This is a genomic window from Amycolatopsis ruanii (assembly GCF_003385175.1).
GTDB lineage: Bacteria > Actinomycetota > Actinomycetes > Mycobacteriales > Pseudonocardiaceae > Amycolatopsis_E > Amycolatopsis_E thermalba.
The window spans coordinates 76,563-95,207 of sequence record NZ_PQHY01000022.1 but is presented as its reverse complement, the minus strand read 5'-3'; the positions used below and the strand labels follow the sequence as shown (position 1 = coordinate 95,207).

Annotated in this window: 21 protein-coding genes and 1 pseudogene; 8 read left to right on the top strand and 14 right to left on the bottom strand. The window is 72.7% G+C overall.

The features are described 5' to 3' along the window. Positions 1 to 103: pseudogene (locus tag D0D28_RS36775) on the top strand (IS982 family transposase); the annotation flags it as partial. A 20-nt stretch (positions 104 to 123) separates the two neighbouring features. Here D0D28_RS36775 and D0D28_RS14960 read toward each other — a convergent pair. The 5 genes from D0D28_RS14960 to D0D28_RS14940 all read right to left on the bottom strand — a co-directional run bounded on the left by D0D28_RS14960 (position 124) and on the right by D0D28_RS14940 (position 5,519). Continuing rightward, positions 124 to 1,443 carry a dicarboxylate/amino acid:cation symporter gene (locus D0D28_RS14960; RefSeq protein WP_094008907.1) on the bottom strand — a complete coding sequence of 440 codons (1,320 nt, stop codon included), beginning with the start codon at positions 1,441 to 1,443 and terminating at the stop codon, positions 124 to 126. Between the two features lie 100 nt (positions 1,444 to 1,543). Then, the gene (locus D0D28_RS14955; protein ID WP_094008906.1) at positions 1,544 to 2,170 is read right to left on the bottom strand and encodes a Maf family protein; all 627 of its coding nucleotides are present in this window, start codon (positions 2,168 to 2,170) and stop codon (positions 1,544 to 1,546) included. 576 nt (positions 2,171 to 2,746) lie between these two features. After that, complete coding sequence (locus D0D28_RS14950) at positions 2,747 to 4,186, bottom strand: DHA2 family efflux MFS transporter permease subunit (RefSeq protein ID WP_116110965.1); 1,440 nt, start codon at positions 4,184 to 4,186, stop codon at positions 2,747 to 2,749. After that, positions 4,170 to 4,805, bottom strand: a complete 636-nt coding sequence (locus D0D28_RS14945; RefSeq protein WP_240323209.1) for a helix-turn-helix transcriptional regulator — start codon at positions 4,803 to 4,805, stop codon at positions 4,170 to 4,172. The genes D0D28_RS14950 and D0D28_RS14945 overlap by 17 nt, the downstream gene beginning before the upstream one ends. 66 nt (positions 4,806 to 4,871) lie before the next feature. Next, a complete protein-coding gene (locus D0D28_RS14940; protein WP_116110964.1) occupies positions 4,872 to 5,519 on the bottom strand; it encodes a GntR family transcriptional regulator in 648 nt (215 codons plus the stop codon). A 59-nt stretch (positions 5,520 to 5,578) separates the two neighbouring features. Between D0D28_RS14940 and D0D28_RS14935 the strand changes: the two genes are divergently transcribed. Next, the gene (locus tag D0D28_RS14935; RefSeq protein ID WP_233157537.1) at positions 5,579 to 6,832 is read left to right on the top strand and encodes an MFS transporter; all 1,254 of its coding nucleotides are present in this window, start codon (positions 5,579 to 5,581) and stop codon (positions 6,830 to 6,832) included. Between the two features lie 34 nt (positions 6,833 to 6,866). Here D0D28_RS14935 and D0D28_RS14930 read toward each other — a convergent pair whose 3' ends face one another. Genes D0D28_RS14930 through D0D28_RS14910 form a run of 5 tightly spaced genes read right to left on the bottom strand, consistent with a single transcriptional unit; the run spans position 6,867 to position 11,103 of the window. After that, a complete protein-coding gene (locus D0D28_RS14930) occupies positions 6,867 to 7,106 on the bottom strand; it encodes an acyl-CoA carboxylase epsilon subunit (RefSeq protein WP_094008899.1) in 240 nt (79 codons plus the stop codon). A 9-nt stretch (positions 7,107 to 7,115) separates the two neighbouring features. Next, positions 7,116 to 8,756: an acyl-CoA carboxylase subunit beta gene (locus D0D28_RS14925; protein WP_094008898.1), complete on the bottom strand. Its 1,641-nt coding sequence runs from the start codon at positions 8,754 to 8,756 to the stop codon at positions 7,116 to 7,118. Positions 8,757 to 8,803: 47 nt separating this feature from the next. After that, on the bottom strand, positions 8,804 to 9,796 hold the full coding sequence (locus tag D0D28_RS14920) for a hypothetical protein (RefSeq protein ID WP_205413268.1): 993 nt from the start codon (positions 9,794 to 9,796) through the stop codon (positions 8,804 to 8,806). A 48-nt stretch (positions 9,797 to 9,844) separates the two neighbouring features. Next, positions 9,845 to 10,792 (bottom strand): SRPBCC family protein, encoded by a 948-nt coding sequence (locus D0D28_RS14915; protein ID WP_116110963.1) that lies wholly within the window; start codon positions 10,790 to 10,792, stop codon positions 9,845 to 9,847. Continuing rightward, on the bottom strand, positions 10,789 to 11,103 hold the full coding sequence (locus D0D28_RS14910; protein WP_116110962.1) for an ArsR/SmtB family transcription factor: 315 nt from the start codon (positions 11,101 to 11,103) through the stop codon (positions 10,789 to 10,791). The genes D0D28_RS14915 and D0D28_RS14910 overlap by 4 nt, the downstream gene beginning before the upstream one ends. Before the next feature lie 176 nt (positions 11,104 to 11,279). Between D0D28_RS14910 and D0D28_RS14905 the strand changes: the two genes are divergently transcribed. Beyond that, positions 11,280 to 11,546: a hypothetical protein gene (locus D0D28_RS14905; RefSeq protein WP_240323208.1), complete on the top strand. Its 267-nt coding sequence runs from the start codon at positions 11,280 to 11,282 to the stop codon at positions 11,544 to 11,546. Here the strand turns inward: D0D28_RS14905 and D0D28_RS14900 are convergent. After that, a complete protein-coding gene (locus tag D0D28_RS14900; RefSeq protein ID WP_094008895.1) occupies positions 11,543 to 12,151 on the bottom strand; it encodes a TetR/AcrR family transcriptional regulator in 609 nt (202 codons plus the stop codon). The genes D0D28_RS14905 and D0D28_RS14900 overlap by 4 nt on opposite strands. A gap of 73 nt (positions 12,152 to 12,224) precedes the next feature. On the opposite strand from D0D28_RS14900, the gene D0D28_RS14895 reads away from it, so the two are divergent. Genes D0D28_RS14895 through D0D28_RS14885 form a run of 4 tightly spaced genes read left to right on the top strand, consistent with a single transcriptional unit; the run spans position 12,225 to position 14,825 of the window. Then, a complete protein-coding gene (locus D0D28_RS14895; RefSeq protein WP_116110961.1) occupies positions 12,225 to 12,746 on the top strand; it encodes a peroxiredoxin-like family protein in 522 nt (173 codons plus the stop codon). Then, the gene (locus D0D28_RS14890; RefSeq protein ID WP_116110960.1) at positions 12,743 to 13,726 is read left to right on the top strand and encodes an LLM class flavin-dependent oxidoreductase; all 984 of its coding nucleotides are present in this window, start codon (positions 12,743 to 12,745) and stop codon (positions 13,724 to 13,726) included. The genes D0D28_RS14895 and D0D28_RS14890 overlap by 4 nt, the downstream gene beginning before the upstream one ends. Positions 13,727 to 13,734: 8 nt before the next feature. Next, positions 13,735 to 13,872, top strand: a complete 138-nt coding sequence (locus tag D0D28_RS36770; RefSeq protein WP_233157535.1) for a hypothetical protein — start codon at positions 13,735 to 13,737, stop codon at positions 13,870 to 13,872. Then, entirely contained in the window at positions 13,866 to 14,825 is a 960-nt protein-coding gene (locus tag D0D28_RS14885) for a serine hydrolase domain-containing protein (protein ID WP_233157534.1), read from the top strand. Before D0D28_RS36770 ends, D0D28_RS14885 begins: the two co-directional genes overlap by 7 nt. On the opposite strand, the gene D0D28_RS14880 is transcribed toward D0D28_RS14885, so the two are convergent. Next, positions 14,785 to 15,774: an NAD-dependent epimerase/dehydratase family protein gene (locus D0D28_RS14880; protein WP_094008892.1), complete on the bottom strand. Its 990-nt coding sequence runs from the start codon at positions 15,772 to 15,774 to the stop codon at positions 14,785 to 14,787. The two genes, D0D28_RS14885 and D0D28_RS14880, sit on opposite strands and share 41 nt — an antisense overlap. A 57-nt stretch (positions 15,775 to 15,831) precedes the next feature. Beyond that, on the bottom strand, positions 15,832 to 16,347 hold the full coding sequence (locus D0D28_RS14875; protein ID WP_094008891.1) for a winged helix-turn-helix transcriptional regulator: 516 nt from the start codon (positions 16,345 to 16,347) through the stop codon (positions 15,832 to 15,834). A gap of 83 nt (positions 16,348 to 16,430) precedes the next feature. Here D0D28_RS14875 and D0D28_RS14870 point away from each other — a divergent pair, with 83 nt between their 5' ends. Then, the gene (locus D0D28_RS14870; RefSeq protein WP_116110959.1) at positions 16,431 to 17,762 is read left to right on the top strand and encodes an MFS transporter; all 1,332 of its coding nucleotides are present in this window, start codon (positions 16,431 to 16,433) and stop codon (positions 17,760 to 17,762) included. 12 nt (positions 17,763 to 17,774) lie between these two features. Here D0D28_RS14870 and D0D28_RS14865 read toward each other — a convergent pair whose 3' ends face one another. Further along, positions 17,775 to 18,644, bottom strand: a complete 870-nt coding sequence (locus tag D0D28_RS14865) for an alpha/beta fold hydrolase (RefSeq protein ID WP_116110969.1) — start codon at positions 18,642 to 18,644, stop codon at positions 17,775 to 17,777. Position 18,645: the final 1 nt, after the last annotated feature.

Sequence of the window (18,645 nt, the reverse complement as noted above, 5' to 3'; positions counted from 1 at the left end):
CATCCGCATCGCCCAACGTCTCCTGGCCCTGACCGCGGCGATCTGGCACAACCGCGCCACCGGCCAACCCACCACCCGATCCCTCACCGCCTACGACCACTAACCGAGATCGGAATTACTCATCTAGGCCCGGACCGGTGCCGGGGCGTCCAGCAGCGGCGCCGTGGTCGGCGAGTGCAGCACCTCGTCGTCGAGGAGGCCCTCCGTGCGTGCGATCCAGGTCGGGATCGCGATCTGGCCCGCCACGTTCGTCGCCGTGCGCATCATGTCCAGGATCGGGTCGATGCCGTAGATCACCGCGATCCCGGTGGCGATCACCTCGGGCGGCAGGTTCAGCGTGCTCAGCGTCAGCGTGAGCATCGTGAACCAGCCGGTCACCCCGGCGGTGGCGATCGCGCCGAACACCGCGACCACGACGATCAGCAGGTAGTCGGCGAAGCTCAGCGAGATGCCGAACAGGTTCGCGATGAAGATCGTGGCCACCGCGGGGTACACCGCGGCGCAACCGTCCATTTTGGTCGTCGTGCCGAGCGGCACCGCGAAGCTCGCGTAGCCGGGGTCGACGCCCAGGTTCACCGCGGTCTGCCGGCTCAGCGGCAGCGTCGCCCCGGAGGAGCGGGACACGAACGCGAACTGCAGCGCCGTCCACGCCTTGCGGAAGAACAGCGCCGGGCTCACCTTGCCGACGAACCGCAGCAGCAGCGGGTACACCACGAACAACACCAGCAGCGTTCCCGCGTAGACCGCGACGATCAGCGACAGCAGCGGCCGCACGAACTGGTCTCCGTAGGTGGCGAAGGCGTGCCCGATCAGGCCGAGCACGCCCAGCGGCGCGAGCCGGATGATCCAGCCCAGCACCTTCTGCACGATGTCGAACACCGCGCGGTTGAAGTTCACGAACGGCTCGGCGCGGTCACCCAGCGCGTACGCGGCGAGGCCGACGGCCAGCGACACGAGCACGACCTGCAGGATCTCGCCGTCGGCGAAGGCCTCGAACAGGTTGCTCGGCACCAGGTTGTTGATCAGGTCCAGCCACGAGCCCTGGTCGCGCGACGCGAGCTTCTCCACCGTCGACGGCTGGGGCTGCAACGAGACGCCGGTGCCCGGGTTCACGATCTTGCCGATGGCGATGCCGATGAGCACCGCGATCAGCGAGGTCGTGGCGAACCACAGCACGGTCTTGCCGCCGAGGCGGGCCGCGGTGCGGGCGCCGCCGAGGCCGCGCAGGCTCACGATGCCCAGCACGATGGCGGTGAAGACCAGCGGCAGGACGGTGACCTGCAGCAGGTTCGTGAAGATCGACCCGATCGTGTCGAGGGTCGTGACGAGCCAGTCCTGGCCGGTCTGCTTCGCCAGGACGCCCAGCAGGGCGCCCACGACGAGGGCGACGACCACGATCAGGCCGAAGACCTTGGGTTTGGTGTAGGTCCGTAACAGGGACACGGGTTCGCTCCGGGGCGTGAAAGTCACTGGTTGTGCCGCGTGTGGTCAACACACGGCGTCACCGGACTCTTCCCCATGACCCGTTCGTGTGGGCGACTTCTCAGGATGTGGGAGACCAGAGGTCGGTGACGCTGACCCCGACCTCCGCCAGCAGCCGCCGGGTCAGCGGCAGGCTGATCCCGATCACGCTGGACGGGTCGCCGTCGACGCCCTCGACGAACCAGCCGCCCAGCCCGTCGAGCGTGAACGCACCCGCCACCCGGAGCGGCTCGCCGGTGGCGACGTAGGCGTCGATCTCGGCCTGCGACGGTGCGGAGAACCGCACGTGGGTGGTCTGCGTGCCGACGGCCTGCCGCACCTTCTCGCCGCCCTCCACCAGCAGCACCGCGTGCCCGGTCAGCAGGTCGCCGGCGCCGCCGGCCATCTGCGCCCACCGCTTGCGCGCGGTCTCCGCGTCGCCCGGCTTGCCGAGCATCTCGCCGTTGAACGACAGCATCGAGTCGCAGCCGACGACCACCGCGTCCGCGTGCGTGCGGGTGACCTCGGCCAGCACGGCCTCGGCCTTGGCGAGCGCGAGCGCGGTGACGAGCTCCTCGCGGGACGGGTCGGTCAGGGCCGCGGCCACGGCGTCCTCGTCGACGCCGGAGACCACGACACTCGGTTCGATGCCGGCGGCACGCAGCACCGCGAGCCGCGCCGGGGACTGGGAAGCCAGAACGAAACGCACGGCGCGAGCGTAGAACCACGCCGAGACGGCTCGCGCGGCGGTGCGGGTAGCGGCTGCCCTCCGCGACTGCGCCACCCACCAAGTCGGTGTGGTCCTCGCGGCGGCCCGTCGGCTCACGGGTGCGCTCTGGGCGGTCGCCCGGTTCCGGCGGGCCTCGCCCGCGGTCCGGCTTCGGCGGGCGTTGCCTGCTTGTCTGCTGGTGGCTGCGCTTCGCGGGACACGCCATCCACCGCGTCGGTGTGGTCCTCGCGACGGCCCGCCGGCTCACGGGCGCGCTCCGCTCCGGCGGCCCCTCGCCGCGGGGCGCCTCATCAACTTCCGGCCGCCGCTTGGGGCCGCGGTTCCCGTGGCAGCGCTACCTGCCACCTTCGGCGGGCGCGCTCCGCGCGGCTGCTTCGCGGGGCCGCTTCCTCGTCGATTCCCGCCCGCCGCAGTCCGGGCGGTCGCGCGTCGCTCGGCGGTGCCATCCACCACCTTCGGCGGGCGCGCGACTCGCGGAGTCGCCTCCTCGTCAACTCCCACCGCCACCCACGTCAGCGACTCGTCCGGGAGCTGGTCGCCGTCTCGCCTTGCTCGTCAGGCGCGCGTCGCCGCTGGGGCGGGCGCCGGCCGCGGAGCCGGGCGGCGCATGGCGGCCGCCGCGATGATTCCGAGCAGCAGCACCGCCACCGGCAGCAGGATCGTTTCGCGGGTCGCGTCCGTGAGCGCCCGGGGCGCGTTCCCGCCGCTGCTCGCCATGCCCGCGCTGATCCGGGCCTGCAGCAGCACGCCAGTGGCCGCGCTGCCGAACACGCCGCCGACCTGCCGGGCGGTGTTGAAGATGCCCGACGCGGTGCCGGCCAGCCGCGGCTCGACCGAGCTCATCGTCACGTTGCTCATCGGCGCGAACACCGCACCGGTGCCCACCCCGCACAGCAGCAGGCCGGGGAAGGTGACCCACCAGGTGCTCGTCTCCCGCGCCATCAGCGCGATGAGCCCGAGACCCGCGGCGAGCGCGACGATCCCGAAGATCACCAGGTACCTCGGGTCGGTCCGGTCGGACAGGCGGCCGATGAACGGCGCGATGACCCCGGACAGCAGCGACATCGGCGCGGTGACCAGCCCGGCCTCGGTGGGGGAGAGCAGCAGCACGTCCTGCACGTAGATCACCAGCGGCAGGAACATCGCGGTCATCGTGAAGCCGATCGTGACCGCCGTCAGCGTGCCCGCGGAGAAGTTGCGGTTGGCGAACACCCGCAGCGGCAGCAGCGGCTCGCGGCGGTTGCGGCGCTGCCACACCACGAACCCGGCCAGCAGCAGCACCCCGGCGGCGATCACCTCGGCGACGTTGACCGGCCCGGCGACCCGGCCCCAGGAGTAGTGCTGCCCGTTCTGCAGCCCGAAGACCAGCAGCGACAACCCGGCGACGGACAGCAGGATGCCCGGGACGTCGAACGAGTGCGAGTTCCGCGGCTGCCAGTCCGGCACCAGCACCACCGCCAGCACCAGGCCGGCCGCGCCGACCGGCACGTTGACGAAGAAGATCCACTCCCAGCCCAGGTGGTCCACCAGCACACCGCCGAGCAGCGGGCCGGTGATCGTGGCCAGGCCGCCGACCCCGCCCCACAGGCCCATCGCCGGGCCCCGCTTGGCGGGCGGGAACAGGTGCGTGATGAACGCCAGCGTCTGCGGGGTCATCAGCGCGGCGCCCAGTCCCTGCACGGCGCGCGCGGCGATCAGCACCTCCGCGGTGCCGGCCAGGCCGCACCACAGCGACGCGAGCGTGAACACCGCGAGCCCGGCGAGGTAGACGCGCTTCGGGCCGAACCGGTCGCCGAGCCTGCTGGTGAACAGCATCGGCACCGCGTAGGCGAGCAGGTAGACGCTCATCACCCAGACGATGGCGTTCAGGTCGGTCGCCAGCCCGCGCACCATCGACGGGACCGCGATGGACACGATGGTGGTGTCCAGCAGGATCATGAAGAACCCGACGCACAGCGCGACCAGTGCCGCCCACGGGTCAGCTCGCTCGGTCATCAGATCTGTCCTCAGTGGATTCGGTGGGGACGGGGGAGAGCCGCTTCGGGCGGCGGTCGCCGGTCCAGCCGAGGCGGCCGGTGGTGATGTCGTCGACCAGTTGCCGGGTCCACTCCAGCTCGAAGCGGACCTGCGCGGTCGTGTAGCGCCAGTCGACCCAGTAGATCTCGGGCACCTCCGCGACCAGCCGGCGCGTGATGACCTCCTGCGACGCGGCCTTGGCCTCCAGCTGCAGCAGGCGCATCCGCAGCTGCTCCAGCGCGGTCTCGCGGCCGAGGTCGTCCATCGCGCCGAGGCCGCTGAGGAACTCGGGGTGCTCGCTGGCGAGCGTGCCCAGCATCGTCTTGGCGCGGTCGACGAACGCGTCCCGCCCCTGTTCGGTCAGGGCGTAGACGGTCCGCTCCGGCCGGCGACCCTCACGCTGGGTCTCCACGACCTCGATGTGTCCGGTGGCCAGCAAGCGGTCGACCGTGTGGTAGAGCGATCCGGGTTTGACCGCCACGCGGATCTCCAGGTGCCGGTCCCGCATGAGCTGGGTCATCTCGTACGGGTGCATCGGCCGCTCGTGCAGCAGTTCCAGGACGGCCATGGCCATCGGGGTGAGCTTCGCGGCAGGCATCATTCGCTCCAGTCCGTTTATTCCACGTGGACTACACGAGGTGGAACAAGACGCGGGCAAGCGGGGTCAGCGGGCGGCTTCGTCCCGGACGGCGGCGATGTGGTTGCCGATCACGGTGTGCAGGGCGTCGGTGTCACCGGCTTCGAGCAGGTCGCAGATGCGTTCGTGCTCGGCGAGGATGATCGGCGGGCGGACGGTGTTGTCGCGCAGCGCGGTGTTGACCATCCGCAGCTGGCGGTCGCGCAGGCCGGAGTAGAACTCGGCCAGCAGGGCGTTGCCCGCGGCCTCGACGAGGGTGGCGTGGAACTCGCGGTCGAGCCGGGTGAAGCGGGCGGTGTGCTCGGGCAGGGACACCGTGCGCTGCTCGTCGAGGACGGCCCGCATCTTGGCGGCGACCTCGCGGTGCGTGCCGGCGGTGATGATCTTCGCGGCGGCGTGGCGCTCCAGGAAGATCCGCGCCTCGGCGATGTCGTGCACCTCGTTCGGGGACACCGGGACGACCAGCGCGCCGCGTTTCGGGTAGAGGCGGAGCAGGCCCTCGGCGGACAGGCGGAGGAACGCCTCGCGGACCGGGGTGCGGGACAGCTCCAGCGCCTCGGCGACCTCACCCTCGCTGATCAGCCGCCCACCCTCGAGGCGGCCGTCCAGGATGCGGTCCTTGGTCCACTGGTAGGCCCGGTCGCCGGCCGCCTGTGAGCGGTCCCTCGTTGACATGGCCGCATCGTAGCCACGACGCTGATAGATACAAGATAGATGCAACAGGAGGTGATCCGGTGGCCGCGGGCAGGGCTTGGCTGATGTGGGGGCTGGGGGCGCTGTGCTACCTGACCGCGTTGTTCCACCGGATGAGCCTCTCGGTCGCCGGGCTCACCGCGCAGGAGCGGTTCGCCATCGACGCGACCGGGCTGGCCGCGTTCTCCGTGGTGCAGCTCGTGCTCTACGCGGTGCTGCAGGTGCCCGTCGGGGCGGCCGCCGACCGGTTCGGGCCGCGGCGGCTGCTGTCGCTCGGGATGGCGCTGATGGCCGCCGGGTCGATCGTGTTCGCGCTGGCCACGGCCTACCCGGCGGCGATGGCCGGGCGGGCGCTGATCGGCGCCGGTGACGCGTTCCTGTTCGTCAATGTGCTGCGGCTCGCGCACAACTGGTTCCCCGGCCGCCGGTACGCGCTGGTCGCGGCGCTGACCGGGATGATCGGCGGGCTCGGCCAGCTGATCGCGACCGCGCCGCTGGCCGCCCTGCTCACCGGGTTCGGGTGGACGCCCGCGTTCCTGGTGGCCGGCGTGATCACCGCGGTGCTGCTGGTCGCGGTCGGGATCGCGCTGCGCGACGGGCCGTCGGAGGTCGCGCGGGAGGAGCCGCGGGAGCCGTTGCGGGTCAGTCTGCGGCACGCGTGGCGCAACCGCGGGACGCGGCACGCGATGTGGACCCACTTCACGCTGATGGGCGCGTTCGTCACGTTCACCGCGGTGCTCGGGCAGCCGTACCTGGTGCACGCGCAGGGCCGGACCCCGGCGGCGGCGAGCGCGTTGCTGACCGTGGTGGTGGCCGGGTTCGTGCTGGCCGGGACGTTCGCCGGGCAGCTGGGGTCGCGGCGGCCGGGCCTGCGCGGGCCGATGGTGGCCGTCGCCGCGGTGGGGAGCGTGGCGTGCTGGGCGGTGCTGGTCGTGGTGCCCGGTCCGCTGCCGGTGGCCGCGCTCGGGTCGGTGCTGTTCCTGATCGGCGCCGCGGGCGCGGTGAGCATGCTGGCGTTCGATCTCGCGCGCTCGGCGAACCACGGTCACCAGGCCGGGGTCGCCAGCGGCGTGGCGAACATGGGCGGGTTCGCGTTCGCGGTGATCGCCGAGCTGGGGGCCGGCCTGCTGCTGGACGAACTGCTGCGGCACGGGGTGGCCGCGCCGCTGGCCTACCGGCTGTCGTTCCTGGTCGCGCTGGCGATGGGACTGGCCGGCACGGTGCGGCTGGTGACGCTGCACCGGCACGCCGGGGTGCGTTCCCCGCACCCGGAACGCGTGCTCGAACCCGCCTGAAGCCCGGCCGCACGGGGAGTGCGGCCGGGATGCGTCAGCGGGGCCAGGCCGACGCGCGCCAGGCGCCCGAGCCCGGCTGCGGCAACGGGCGCCGCACCAGGGAGGCGCGGTCGGCCCAGAACGACGTCCGCTCCGGCTTCTCCGGCTCCTCGCCAGGCGCGGACGCCGCGGCGGCCACCACCGCGGTCAGCGCCGCCAGCTCGGTCTCGCTCGGGTCGCCGCGCACGATGCGCAGCAACGGCCGGGCGGGCGGGGTCTCTTCGGGCTCGCTCATCGGTCCCCCTTACAGCGGGATGTTGCCGTGCTTCTTGGGCGGCAGCGTCTCGCGCTTGTCCCGCAGCATGGACAGCGCCCGGGCGACGTGGCCGCGGGTGTGCGACGGCACGATCACCGAGTCGACGTAGCCCCGCTCGGCGGCCTCGTAGGGGTTGAGCAGCGTGTCCTCGTACTCCTGGATCAGCTCCGCCCGCAGCGCCTCGACGTCCTTGCCCTCCTCGGCGGCCTTGGCGAGCGTCTTGCGGTGCACGATGTTCGCCGCGCCCTGGGCGCCCATCACCGCGACCTGCGCGGTCGGCCACGCCAGGTTGATGTCCGCGCCCAGGTGCTTGGAGCCCATGACGTCGTACGCGCCGCCGTAGGCCTTGCGCGTGATGACGGTGACCAGCGGGACCGTCGCCTCGGCGTAGGCGTAGATCAGCTTCGCGCCGCGGCGGATGATGCCGTTCCACTCCTGGTCGGTGCCCGGCAGGAAGCCCGGCACGTCCACGAACGTCAGCACCGGCACGTTGAACGCGTCGCAGGTGCGCACGAACCGCGCCGCCTTCTCCGAGGCGTCGATGTCCAGGCAGCCGGCGAACTGCGTCGGCTGGTTGGCGACCACGCCGACCGCGTGCCCGTCGACCCGGCCGAACCCGACGATCACGTTCGGCGCGAACAGCTCCTGGACCTCCAGGAACTCGCCGTCGTCGAGCACGCGGGTGACGACCTCGTGCATGTCGTAGGGCTGGTTCGGCGAGTCCGGGATCAGGGTGTCCAGCTCGAGGTCGGTCTCGGTCACGCCGTCGGCGATCGACCCGTCGACGGGCTCCGGCGGGTCGAACACCGGCGGCTCGGACAGGTTGTTCGACGGCAGGAAGGACAGCAGCTCCTTGACGTAGGCGATCGCGTCCTCCTCGTCGGTGCCGAGGTAGTGCGCGTTGCCCGACTTGGTGTTGTGCGTCCGCGCGCCGCCCAGCTCCTCGAACGTGACCTCTTCACCGGTCACGGTCTTCACCACGTCCGGGCCGGTGATGAACATGTGCGAGGTCTGGTCGACCATCACGACGAAGTCGGTCAGCGCGGGGGAGTAGACGTGCCCGCCCGCGTTGGCGCCCATGATCAGCGAGATCTGCGGGACCACGCCGGAGGCCTTCACGTTGCGGGTGAAGATCTCGCCGTAGAGGCCGAGCGAGACCACGCCCTCCTGGATGCGCGCGCCGCCGCCCTCGTTGATGCCGATGATCGGGCGGCCGGTCTTGATCGCCAGGTCCATGACCTTGACGATCTTCTCGCCGTACACCTCGCCGAGCGAGCCGCCGAACACGGTCACGTCCTGGCTGAACACGCACACCGGGCGGCCGTCGATGGTGCCGTACCCGGTCACCACGCCGTCGCCGTACGGCCGGTTCTTCTCCTGCCCGAAGTTCGTCGACCGGTGCCGCGCCAGCTCGTCCAGCTCGACGAACGACCCGGGGTCGAGCAGCAGGTCGATCCGCTCGCGGGCGGTCTTCTTGCCCTTCGCGTGCTGACGCTCCACGGCCCGGGCGGACCCGGCGTGCACCGCCTCGTCGTTCCGGCGGTACAGGTCGGCCAGCTTCCCGGCCGTGGTGTGGATGTCCGGCTCCTCCGCCGGAGGCGTCCCGATCGGCTCCGTCGCGCTGCTCATGACGGGAGCCTATCTACTGCGCAAGGGGCGCGTGTGTGGCGTGAACCTCACCTGGCGAACCGCGACCACGCGTCCAGCAGCCGCCGGGCCGATCCGCCGACCGGTCCGACCGCGTCCGCGAGGGTCTCCGCGTCCGGCAGGTGGGCACCGTTGATCGCGTCGACCGCCTGCCCGGCGTCGGTGATGGTCGACGAGCAGACCGACAGCAGGTAGTCCGGCACGGTCAGCGCCGGGTCGGTGCAGCCGACCACCGGCGTGCCGACGGCGGTGACCAGCGGGAACACCGTGCCGGGAATGCCGATCGCGGCTTCCGCGCGGGCCGAGGCCTGCACCGAGGGCACGTCGCTGATCTCGTAGCGGTCCCACAGCGAGCGGTCCTCACGCGGGTGCAGGCCGACGAGGATCCGCTTCCCGGCGGCCGCGAGCTTCTCCGCCGAGGCGAGCAGCAGTTCGGTGCCCGGTGCGGCGGCGCCCGTGCCGTCCGGGTGGGTGACGCTGGTGAGCACCAGGACCAGGCCGGGTTCCGGTGCGCGGACGGGGAGGTTGTCGGTCTGCGGCGAGCCGACGATCCGGATGCGCCGCCGGGTGCCGAGGTAGGCGCCGAACGCGCGCGCCTCGGCGGGGGAGGACGACGTGATCAGCCGCGGGTGCAGTTGCTTCGCGCGCGGGGCCTCGACCGGCTGCTGGTAGGCGAGCGAACTGGCGACGAGGGGCAGGTGCCGGAACCGGGCCGCGCAGTCGGCGGGCCAGTCCCCGGCGCCGGTGACGACGAGCAGGTCCGCGCGTGGGGCGGTGTCCGGGGTCGCCACGGGCACCGGGTCGCCGGGGGTGACGCCGGTGCGGTCCGGCACCAGCTGGGTGAGCCGCCAGCCGCGCCGCGCGGCCTCCGCGAGCAGCGGTTTCACGTGGTAGGTGCCCCACGGTTCGTTCGTCGCGATCAGCACGCGCGGGGCTCGGGACGCGCTGGCGGTTCCGCCACCGAGGGCGGCGAGCGCGAGGGCACCGCCGAGGACCGCGCGCCGGGACACCGGGTTCGTCATGATCGACAAGCTAGGCGCCGTGGGCGGCGGTCAGGTGAACTCCGGATGTCAGCCCCGCGTCACCTGTTCGGCGTAGTGCTTCGTCAGTTCGGCCGTGCGGTCTTCCGGCCAGGGGCAGCGGATGTCGCCGAAGGTGGCGGCGAAGAACAGCTCCAGGTGGGTGTGCCAGGCGGCGAGGGCCTCGGCCCGCAGGTGCGCGAGCGCGGCCGGGACGGTGTGCGTCAGCTCGATCCGCGTGCCCAGCTCCTGGTCCGCCACGACCTCGAAGCGGACCCGCCCGGCCGGTGCGCCGCCGTGCAGCCACTCGTACTCCAGCACGTGCGGCGCCGACGCGGTGACGACCCGGCCCGCCGGGACGTAGCCGTTCGTGGCCGGCAGCGGGGCCGGGTCGCCGGGTTGGGCCGTGCCGTCCTCGGTGAGCAGCCGCCAGATCTCCTCGGCCGGCTTCCAGACCAGGTCGCGCGCGAACCGCAACTGGTAGCCCTCCGCGGTGTCGTGGACCGAGCCCTCGCCGAGGCCGAACTCCTCGGTGTAGCGCTCCACCTCCGCGAGCCAGTCCGGCTGGGGCGGGGCCTCGGTGCCGTCCAGCCGCGCGGTCAGGCCGTCGAGGCAGACGTTCCAGCCGATGGCGTTGCGCCCGGCGGACAGCCGCCCGACGTCGCCGCCGCCGATCGTCTGGGTGAACACCAGCAGGCAGCCGTCACCGTCGGGCACCAGCTCGAACCGCAGCACGTCGAGGTTCCAGCTGAAGGCGAACACCTTCGGCGGGTCGAACTCCAGGACCTCGCCGGTGCCGCCGTCGTCGACCGGCGCTTCGTCGGGGAAGACGAACCGGATGGGCGCGCCGATCCGCGCTTGCGTTTCCACGCGCGCCGGGAACCAGTGCGCGAGCTCGGCCGGGTCGGTGATGGCCAGCCAGACCTTCTCGGGCCGGTGCCGCAGCCGCCGTTCGAAGCGCAGCACGGGTTTGCCTGCGATGGTGCGGAATTCGGTCACCGCGGATCCTCCATCGAGTCCAGGTGGCGTTCGAGGGCGTCCAGGCTGGCGTGCCACATGCGCCGGTAGGGGGCCAGCCACGCGTCGATCTCGGCGAGCGGTTCCGGGCGCAGCCGGTACCAGCGGCGTTGCGCGTCCTGCCGGACCTCGACCAGCCCGGCCTCGCGGAGCACCTTGAGGTGCTTGGACACGGCGGGCTGGGTCAGGCGCAGGCGCCCGAGCAGCTCGCCGACCGGCCGCTCGGACGTGCGGAGCAGGTCGAGGATCTCGCGTCGCCGTGGCTCGGCGAGCACCTCGAACGTTGATGCCATATGAGGAATATAGCCAGTGTGGAATATAAGTCAAGTGGACCGCTGGTAGTCGCTCGGCGCCTCCCGTGACATCGATGTTCCCCAGGCGCCCGGAAGTGCCTTCTTCCGCGGCCGCGAAGGCTTCGGTGCCCGGAGGAGAAGCTCATCCGGATGAGCTCGACCGCGGACCGCGCGAAGTGCGCAACCTGCGCCGGGACCCGCGCGCGGTGCTGCACGTCGTGGCGCCGCACGGGATGGCGTACGTCGACGTGTCGCCGGTCAGCACCGAACCGGGGGATGCGACCGGGCGGGAGATGGCCGAGTACGCCAGCCGGTTCGAGGACCCCTACGTCGACCTCGACCGCTTCTACCAGCGCATGGTCGACGAACAGCGCGTGGTGGTCCGGCTCCCGGTGTCGCGGGTGTACGGCCTGCCGCCGGGCGCCCTGCCCGTGCCGGATTAGAGGCCGAGGCCGCGCAGCAGGATGGCGAACCCCTGCCGGAACTCCTCCTCCGGCGGAATCGACCTCGCCTGCGCGGCCGTTTCGGAGAGGATCGGGAACTCCTCGGGCGGCAGCTCGGCCAGCGCGGCGGTGCCCGGGCCGGACAGCGCCCCGAAGTGCTCGACCTGCAGCGCGCCGAACACGTACCCCATGATCGCCCGGAACGCGATCGCCCGGCGCTTGCCGGTGATGCCCGCGTCGGTCAGGACGCTCAGCATCGTCTCGCCCCACCGCGTCGAGCTGGGCGCGCGGTGGCGGTGGATCAGCAGCAGCGGCACGACCGCCGGATGCCGCGACACCGCGACCCGGACCCGGTCGGCCAGCACGCTCAACCGCCTGCCGGCCGAGCCGCGCGGCACCGTCAGGTCGATCGCCCGCAGCACCAGCTCGACGACCAGCCCTTCGAGCTGGTCGCGATCGGACACGTAGCGGTAGAGCGACATCGTGCCCATGCCGAGTTCGCCGGCGACCGTGCGCATCGACAGCGCGTCCAGTCCCTCGCGGTCGAGCACGGCCAGCGCCGCGGCGGCGATCTGCTCGGTGGTCAGCGAACGGGGTCGTGGCATGGCGTTTGACAGCGTACAGGATACGCGCATACGGTCGTAGGCGTACACCGCACGCCTACGAAGGGATTCCCCGATGCGTGAGTTCGAGCTGGTGACCGTCACCGGTGAGCGGGTCCGCGTGCCCGACCCGGGGCGCCTGGTCCACCTCCAGTTCCGGAGATTCGCCGGCTGCCCGATCTGCAACCTGCACCTGCGCTCGGTCGTGCAGCGGCACGACGAGATCGCCGCCGCCGGCATCCGCGAGGTGGTGTTCTTCCACTCGCCCGCCGACGAGCTGCGCGACTACGACCTGCCGTTCGCCGTCGTCGCCGATCCGGAGAAGCGGTACTACCGCGAGTTCGGTGTGGAATCGGGCCGCCGCGCGCTGCTGCACCCACGCACGTGGGGTGCGATCCTGCGCGGCTCGGCGCTGACGCTGCTCGGCAAGTACCGGCCGCCCGCGGCGCGGCAGGAGGGCGGGCGGCTCGGGCTGCCCGCGGACTTCCTGATCGACCCCACCGGCCGGGTGATCGCGGCGAAACACGGCGAGCACGCCTACGACCAGTGGCCGGTCGACGAGCTGCTGGCCCTCGCGCGCACGGCGGTGGTCCGGTGAAGCACGGGCTGATGCTGTTCACCGACTCCTTCGGCAGCGACGCGCCGTCGACGGACGTGCTCGGCTGGGCGCTCACCTACGCCGCCGAGGCCGAACGCGCCGGCTGGGACGAGGTGTGGACCACCGAGCACCACTTCACGTCCGCGGTGCACACGCCCTCGGCGATCGCGATGGCCGCGTTCCTGCTCGGGCGCACCGGCCTCGGCGTCGGCACCGCCGTCGCGGTCCTGCCCAACCACCACCCGGTCGCGCTCGCCGAGCAGACCGCGCTGCTGCACCACGTCGGCGACGGGCGGTTCACGCTCGGCGTCGGACGCGGGCAGCCGCGCGGAGACCTGGAGGTGTTCGGCGACGGCCTGGCCGGGTACCGCGACATCTCGGGCAGGCTCGCGCTGCTGGAGTCGGCGCTGCGAGCGGGCGAGTTCGAGGACGTGCGGCTGGTGCCGGACGTGCCGGAGCGGCCGCCGCTCGCGTTGTCCGCCGCGTCGGTGCCCACCGCGCGGCTGGCGGGGCAGCACGGGATCCCGCTCATCCTCGGCCCGTTCGTGAGCCTCGCCGACAAGCGCGCGATGCTCGACGCGCACGCGGAAACGGCGGCCGGGCACGGGCACCGGATCGACCCGGCGGACCACATCGACTCGACCTACTTCGCGATCGCCGACACCACGGACGCGGCGCGGGAGCTGCTGATCGACGGGCTGCGGGCGCAGTTGCTGCGCGGCGCGCCGGGCACGCGGTCGCTGGTCGAGCAGCCGGAGCTGACCGCCGAGGGCGCCGACGCGATGGCGCGGAAGCTCGCCGCCAACGTCGTCGCGGGTGATCCGGACGAGTGCGCCCGGCAGTTGCGGGAGCGGGAGGAGCTGCTCGGCACTGGGCGGATCATCTTGATGCCGGAGGGCGCGGGTTCGGTCGAGGCGGTGCTGACCACCGTGCGGCGGGCCGGTGCGGAGGTCTTCCCAGGTGCGTGTCGCCCCGCTTGAATCGGATGATGAGCACAGGCGGCTTGTCCGAGGCCCGGCTGGACCGGCTCCACGACGTGATGGCCGGTTACGTGGAACGCGGCGAGGTCCCGGGGGTGATCACGCTCGTCGAACGCCACGGTGAGGTGCCGGCCGGCGGGTGCTGACCCGGATCGACGGACCGCTGGCGGAGACGGTGCCCGCCGGGCGGGCCATCACGCTGCGGGACCTGCTGACCTTCCGGATGGGGTTCGGCCAGCTGTACCTGCCGGAGGAGCCGCCGATCGTGCGGGCGGCGAACGAGGCCGGCATCGCGATGGGGCCGCCGAAACCGTCGGAGATGCCGGAGCCGGACGAGTGGATGCGCCGGCTCGGCTCGTTGCCGCTGATGTGCCCGCCGGGTGGCCGCCGGCTCTACGGCACCGGCTCGGACGTGCTGGGCGTGCTACTGGCGCGGGTGGGCGGTGCGCTGGAGGAGGTGCTGCGCGAGACCGTGCTGGACCCGCTGGGGATGGACGACACCCGGTTCACCGCGGACGCCGAGCGGCTGGTCACCTCGTACGGCGGCGACCTGACGGTCGTCGACCCGCCGGATGGCGAGTGGTCCCGCCCGCCCCGGTTCCCGTCCGCGGCGGGCGGGCTCGTGTCCACAGTGGATGACCTGCTGCGCTTCGGCCGAATGATGCTCCACTTCGGACGGTTCGGCAGCGAGCGGGTGCTGGCGCGGCCCACGGTCGAGGTGATGGTGACCGACCAGCTGACGCCGGGGGACAAGGCGGTGTCCGGCTTCTACCCCGGCTACTTCGACACGCGCGGCTGGGGATTCGGCCTGTCGATGACGACCGCGCGCGACGGCATCGCGTCGGTGCCCGGCCGCTTCGGCTGGGACGGCGGGCTCGGCACGTCGTGGTTCTCCGACCCGGCGGAGGACCTGGTCGGGATCCTGCTCACGCAGAAGGCCGGGTTCCCGCAGGACAGCAACCTGTACCTGGACTTCTGGACCTCGGTGTACCAGTCGATCGCCGATTGGGGAGTCATAGCGGGCGGCGCGTGTGGCCAGAGGCCCGCAGCTGGATCAATTACCGGGCACTCGCCAGCGCGGCCTCCTCCTCGGGGGTGAGCCCGGCCTTGCGCGGGCGGTCCAGGCCGCGGGCGCGTTCCTCGTCGAGCGCGGCGTGCACGGTGTCGGCGAGCGGGCGGATCTCCAGCCCGGCCGCGCGTGCCGCCGACGCGTCGTGCGCGGCGAGGCCGTGGTGGCTCTCCGGCAGCCACAGCGGCAGCGACTTCGGCCCGGACCACGGCTGCACACCCGCCGCCAACAGGGCCTCCTCGGCGACCGGGACCAGTTCGGTGCCGGGCGGGGCAACGAGGTCCGCGATCTCCTCCAGGACGGGGCCGAGCGGGGTGGTGGGGCTGACCGCGTCGAAGGCGCCGGTGAGGCGCTGCTCGCCGGCCGTCACGATCCACGCGGCGAGGTCGCGCACGTCGATGTGCTGGAACGGCTGCTTCGGGGTGTCCGGCACCACGACGCGTCCGCCGCGGGTGAAGCGAGCCGGCCAGTAGCCGAAGCGGTCCATGTAGTCACCCGGCCCGGTGATCTGGCTCGGTCGCACGATGAACAGCCGGTCACCGAGTGCGTCGCGGGCCGCGTGCTCGCAGGCGACCTGGACCCCGCCGTAGACCTCGGGCGTCATCTCCGCCAGGTCGATCCGGTCGCGTTCGATCGGGTCGTGCTGCGGGGAATCCGCGGTCTGGCCGAGCGTCGCGGTGTCGGCGTAGGTGTTGATCGTGGAGACGTACGTCCAGTGCCGCGTGGTGATGGTGCGCAGCGCGTCCCGGACCCAGCGCAGCCCGGTGTAGGCGATGTCGACCACCGCGTCGAAGCGCTCGCCGGCCAGGACGTCGATGGAGCCCGGCTCGTCCCGGTCGACACGCACGTGCCGCGCGCCCTCCGGCACGCTCCCCGACACCCCGCGAGCCGCGCACACGACGTCGTGGCCGCGCCGGACCGCTTCCGCCGCAACGGTTTTCGACAGGAACGACGTGCCACCCAGAACGAGAACCCGCATGTGATCGACTTTGCCCGAGAACGGCCGCGCGGGCCAGGAATTTCGCCCAGAGCGAGATCAGCCCAGCGGGGTGAGCAACCGGTGCGGTTCACGCAGGGCGACGCTGACCGGATCGTCCCGGTAGTCGGGTTTGGCGCCCGGGCCGAGGCTCACCACCAGGTCGGCCGGGGCCGGCACCGACTGGCAGCGCGGGCACAGCCCGGACGCGGTCACGGTAGTGCCGCAGGCGGCGTGGCTGAAGACGCGCCGGGGCCCGGCCGGGGGCCCGAACTCGTGCTCCCCCCACTGCGCCAGGGCGAACACCGCGGGCCACAGGGCGATCCCGCGCCCGGTGAGGACGTAGTCGTGGCCGGACGGGCGCGGGCGCCGTTCCAGCAGGCCCGCGGCGACCAGGGATTTCAGCCGGTCGGTCAGAACGGCGCGCGGGATGTCGAGGTGCGCGCACAGGTCGCCGAACCGCCGGACCCCGTAGAAGCAGTCCCGCAGGACGAGCAGCGTCCACCGCTCGCCGACGACCTCGAGAGCCCTGGCCAGTGAGCAGTCCTGGGTCGCGTAGTCCTTGCCGAGTGCCACGCGCCCCAGCTTACCGCCTGGTTCAGTTATTGAACTTCTCCTGCTAGGGTCCGTTTCAGTTCAATCACTGAACCGGAGGGGTGATGGCAACTCTGGTGATCGCCAGCGCGGCGGCGTTCCTGGTCCTGGTGAACTTCACCGCGCCGCTGGCCACGCTCGGCGAGATCGCGGGCGCGCTCGGCGCGGGGCCAGCCGGGCAGACGTGGATGCTCGGGAGCATCAGCCTCGGCCTGGCCGCGGCGCTGCTGATCGCCGGCGGTTTCGCCGACACGTTCGGTCGCAGGCGCGTGTTCGTGCTGGGCGGATCGGGGCTCGCGGTGGGCAGCGTGCTGTGCGCCGTCGCGCCAGTGACCTGGATGTTCGTGCTGGGGCGGATCGTGCAGGGCGTGGCGAGCGCGGCGCTGCTGGTGTCGAGCCTGGGACTGCTCGCGCACGCCTACCCGGCCGGGGCGGAACGGGTGCGGGCGACCGGGTGGTGGGGCGCCATGCTCGGCGGCGGGATCGCGGTCGGGCCGGTGCTGGCCGCGCTGCTGACCGCTCCGGCGGGCTGGCGGTCCGTCTACTGGCTGATCGCGGTGCTCGGCGTGGCGGTGGCGGCCGGAGGTGCGCGCCTGGCCGAGTCGCGGGGGATCCCGCGCCCGACGGACTTCGCCGGTCTGGTGACGCTGGGGCCGGGGATCGCGTTGCTGGTCGCCGCGCTGACCGAGGCGCGCGCGGGGTGGGGAGCCGCCGTGCTGGCCTGGGCGGCGCCGGCGGTGGTGCTGCTGGCCGTGTTCGTCGTGGTCGAACTGCGGTCCGCCGAGCCGATGATCGACCTGCGGTTGTTGCGTGCGCCGGCCTTCCGCGCGGCGACGGCGGGGGCGTTGACCAGCGGGATCGCGGTGGTGTCGTTCATGACGTACCTGCCCGGCCTGCTGCACCGCCTGCTCGGGCTGACCCCGCTGGCCGCGGCCGCGGTGGTGTCGATCTGGTCCGGGGTGTCGTTCGTGGTGGCCGCCCAGGCGCGGCGGGTGACCGCGTGGCTGGGCGACCGCCGCCAGGCGGCGCTGGGACTCGGGCTGTGCGCGGCCGGGGAGCTGGCCACGCTCGGGCTGACCGCGCAGTCGTCGTGGTGGCATTTCGCGCCCGGCCTGGCGATCGCGGGCGTCGGGACGGGATTGTGCAACGCGGCCCTGGCGGGACTGTCGGTGCGCACGGTGCCGGCCGACCGCGCCGCGATGGGCACCGGGGCGAACAACACGGCCCGGTACCTCGGTTCGGCGCTGGGCATCGCGCTGGTCGCGGTGGTGCTGGCGGCCGCGCCCGGCACCGCCGGGGTGAACTACACCGCGGCGATCACCGGCACGCTGGCCCTGCTGGGAGCCCTGATGACCGCGGCGAGCCGGGAGCGAGCGCCGGCGCGGGTGGGTTCGTAGGGCGCAGCCGCGCTACCGGGTCAGGAGGTCGCGCAGCGCCTTGATCACCTCGGCCGGCCCCTCCTCCGCCATGAAGTGCCCGGACGTGACCGTGCGGTGGTCCAGGTCCGGTGCCCAGGCCCGCCACAGCGCCTCGGCGTCGAAGCCCAGCGCCGCGCCCCAGTCCTGCTGCAGCACGGTCACCGGCATCGCCAGGCGGCGGCCGGCCTCGCGGTCGGCGGTGTCGTGCGTGATGTCGATCGTCGCGGTGGCGCGGTAGTCGGCGACGATCGAGGTCACCGCCTCGCGGGACGCGCGCAGGTACTCGGCCCGCACGTCCGCGGGGATGGCGTCCGGGTTCTGCGTCCAGGCGTCCAGGAAGTAGCCGAAGAACTCGTCGGGCACCGCGCCGATCATCTTCTCCGCCAGCCCGGGCGGCTGCGCCATCAGGTACAGGTGGAACCCGACCGCCGCGCTCGCGCCGTGCATCACGTCCCACATGTCCAGCGTCGGCAGCACGTCGAGCGAGGCCAGGTGCGTCACCGCGTCCGGGTGGTCCAGACCGGCCCGGATCGCGACCAGCGCGCCGCGCCCGTGCCCGGCCAGCGCGAACCGCGGGTGCCCGAACGCCCGGGCCACCGCCACGACGTCGGCCGCCATCGTGCGCTTCGAGTACGTCTCGCCGGTGTCCGCGGGCTTGTCGCTGTCGCCGTAGCCGCGCAGGTCCGGCACGATCACGGTGTGGTCGGCGGCGAGGTCGGCGGCCACGTGCCGCCACATCAGGTGGGTCTGCGGGAACCCGTGCAACAGCACGATCGGGCTGCCGGAGCCGCCGATCGCCACGTTCAGTGAGACGCCCTCGGCGACGGAAACCCGCTGGTAGTCGAATCCGGTGATCTGCATG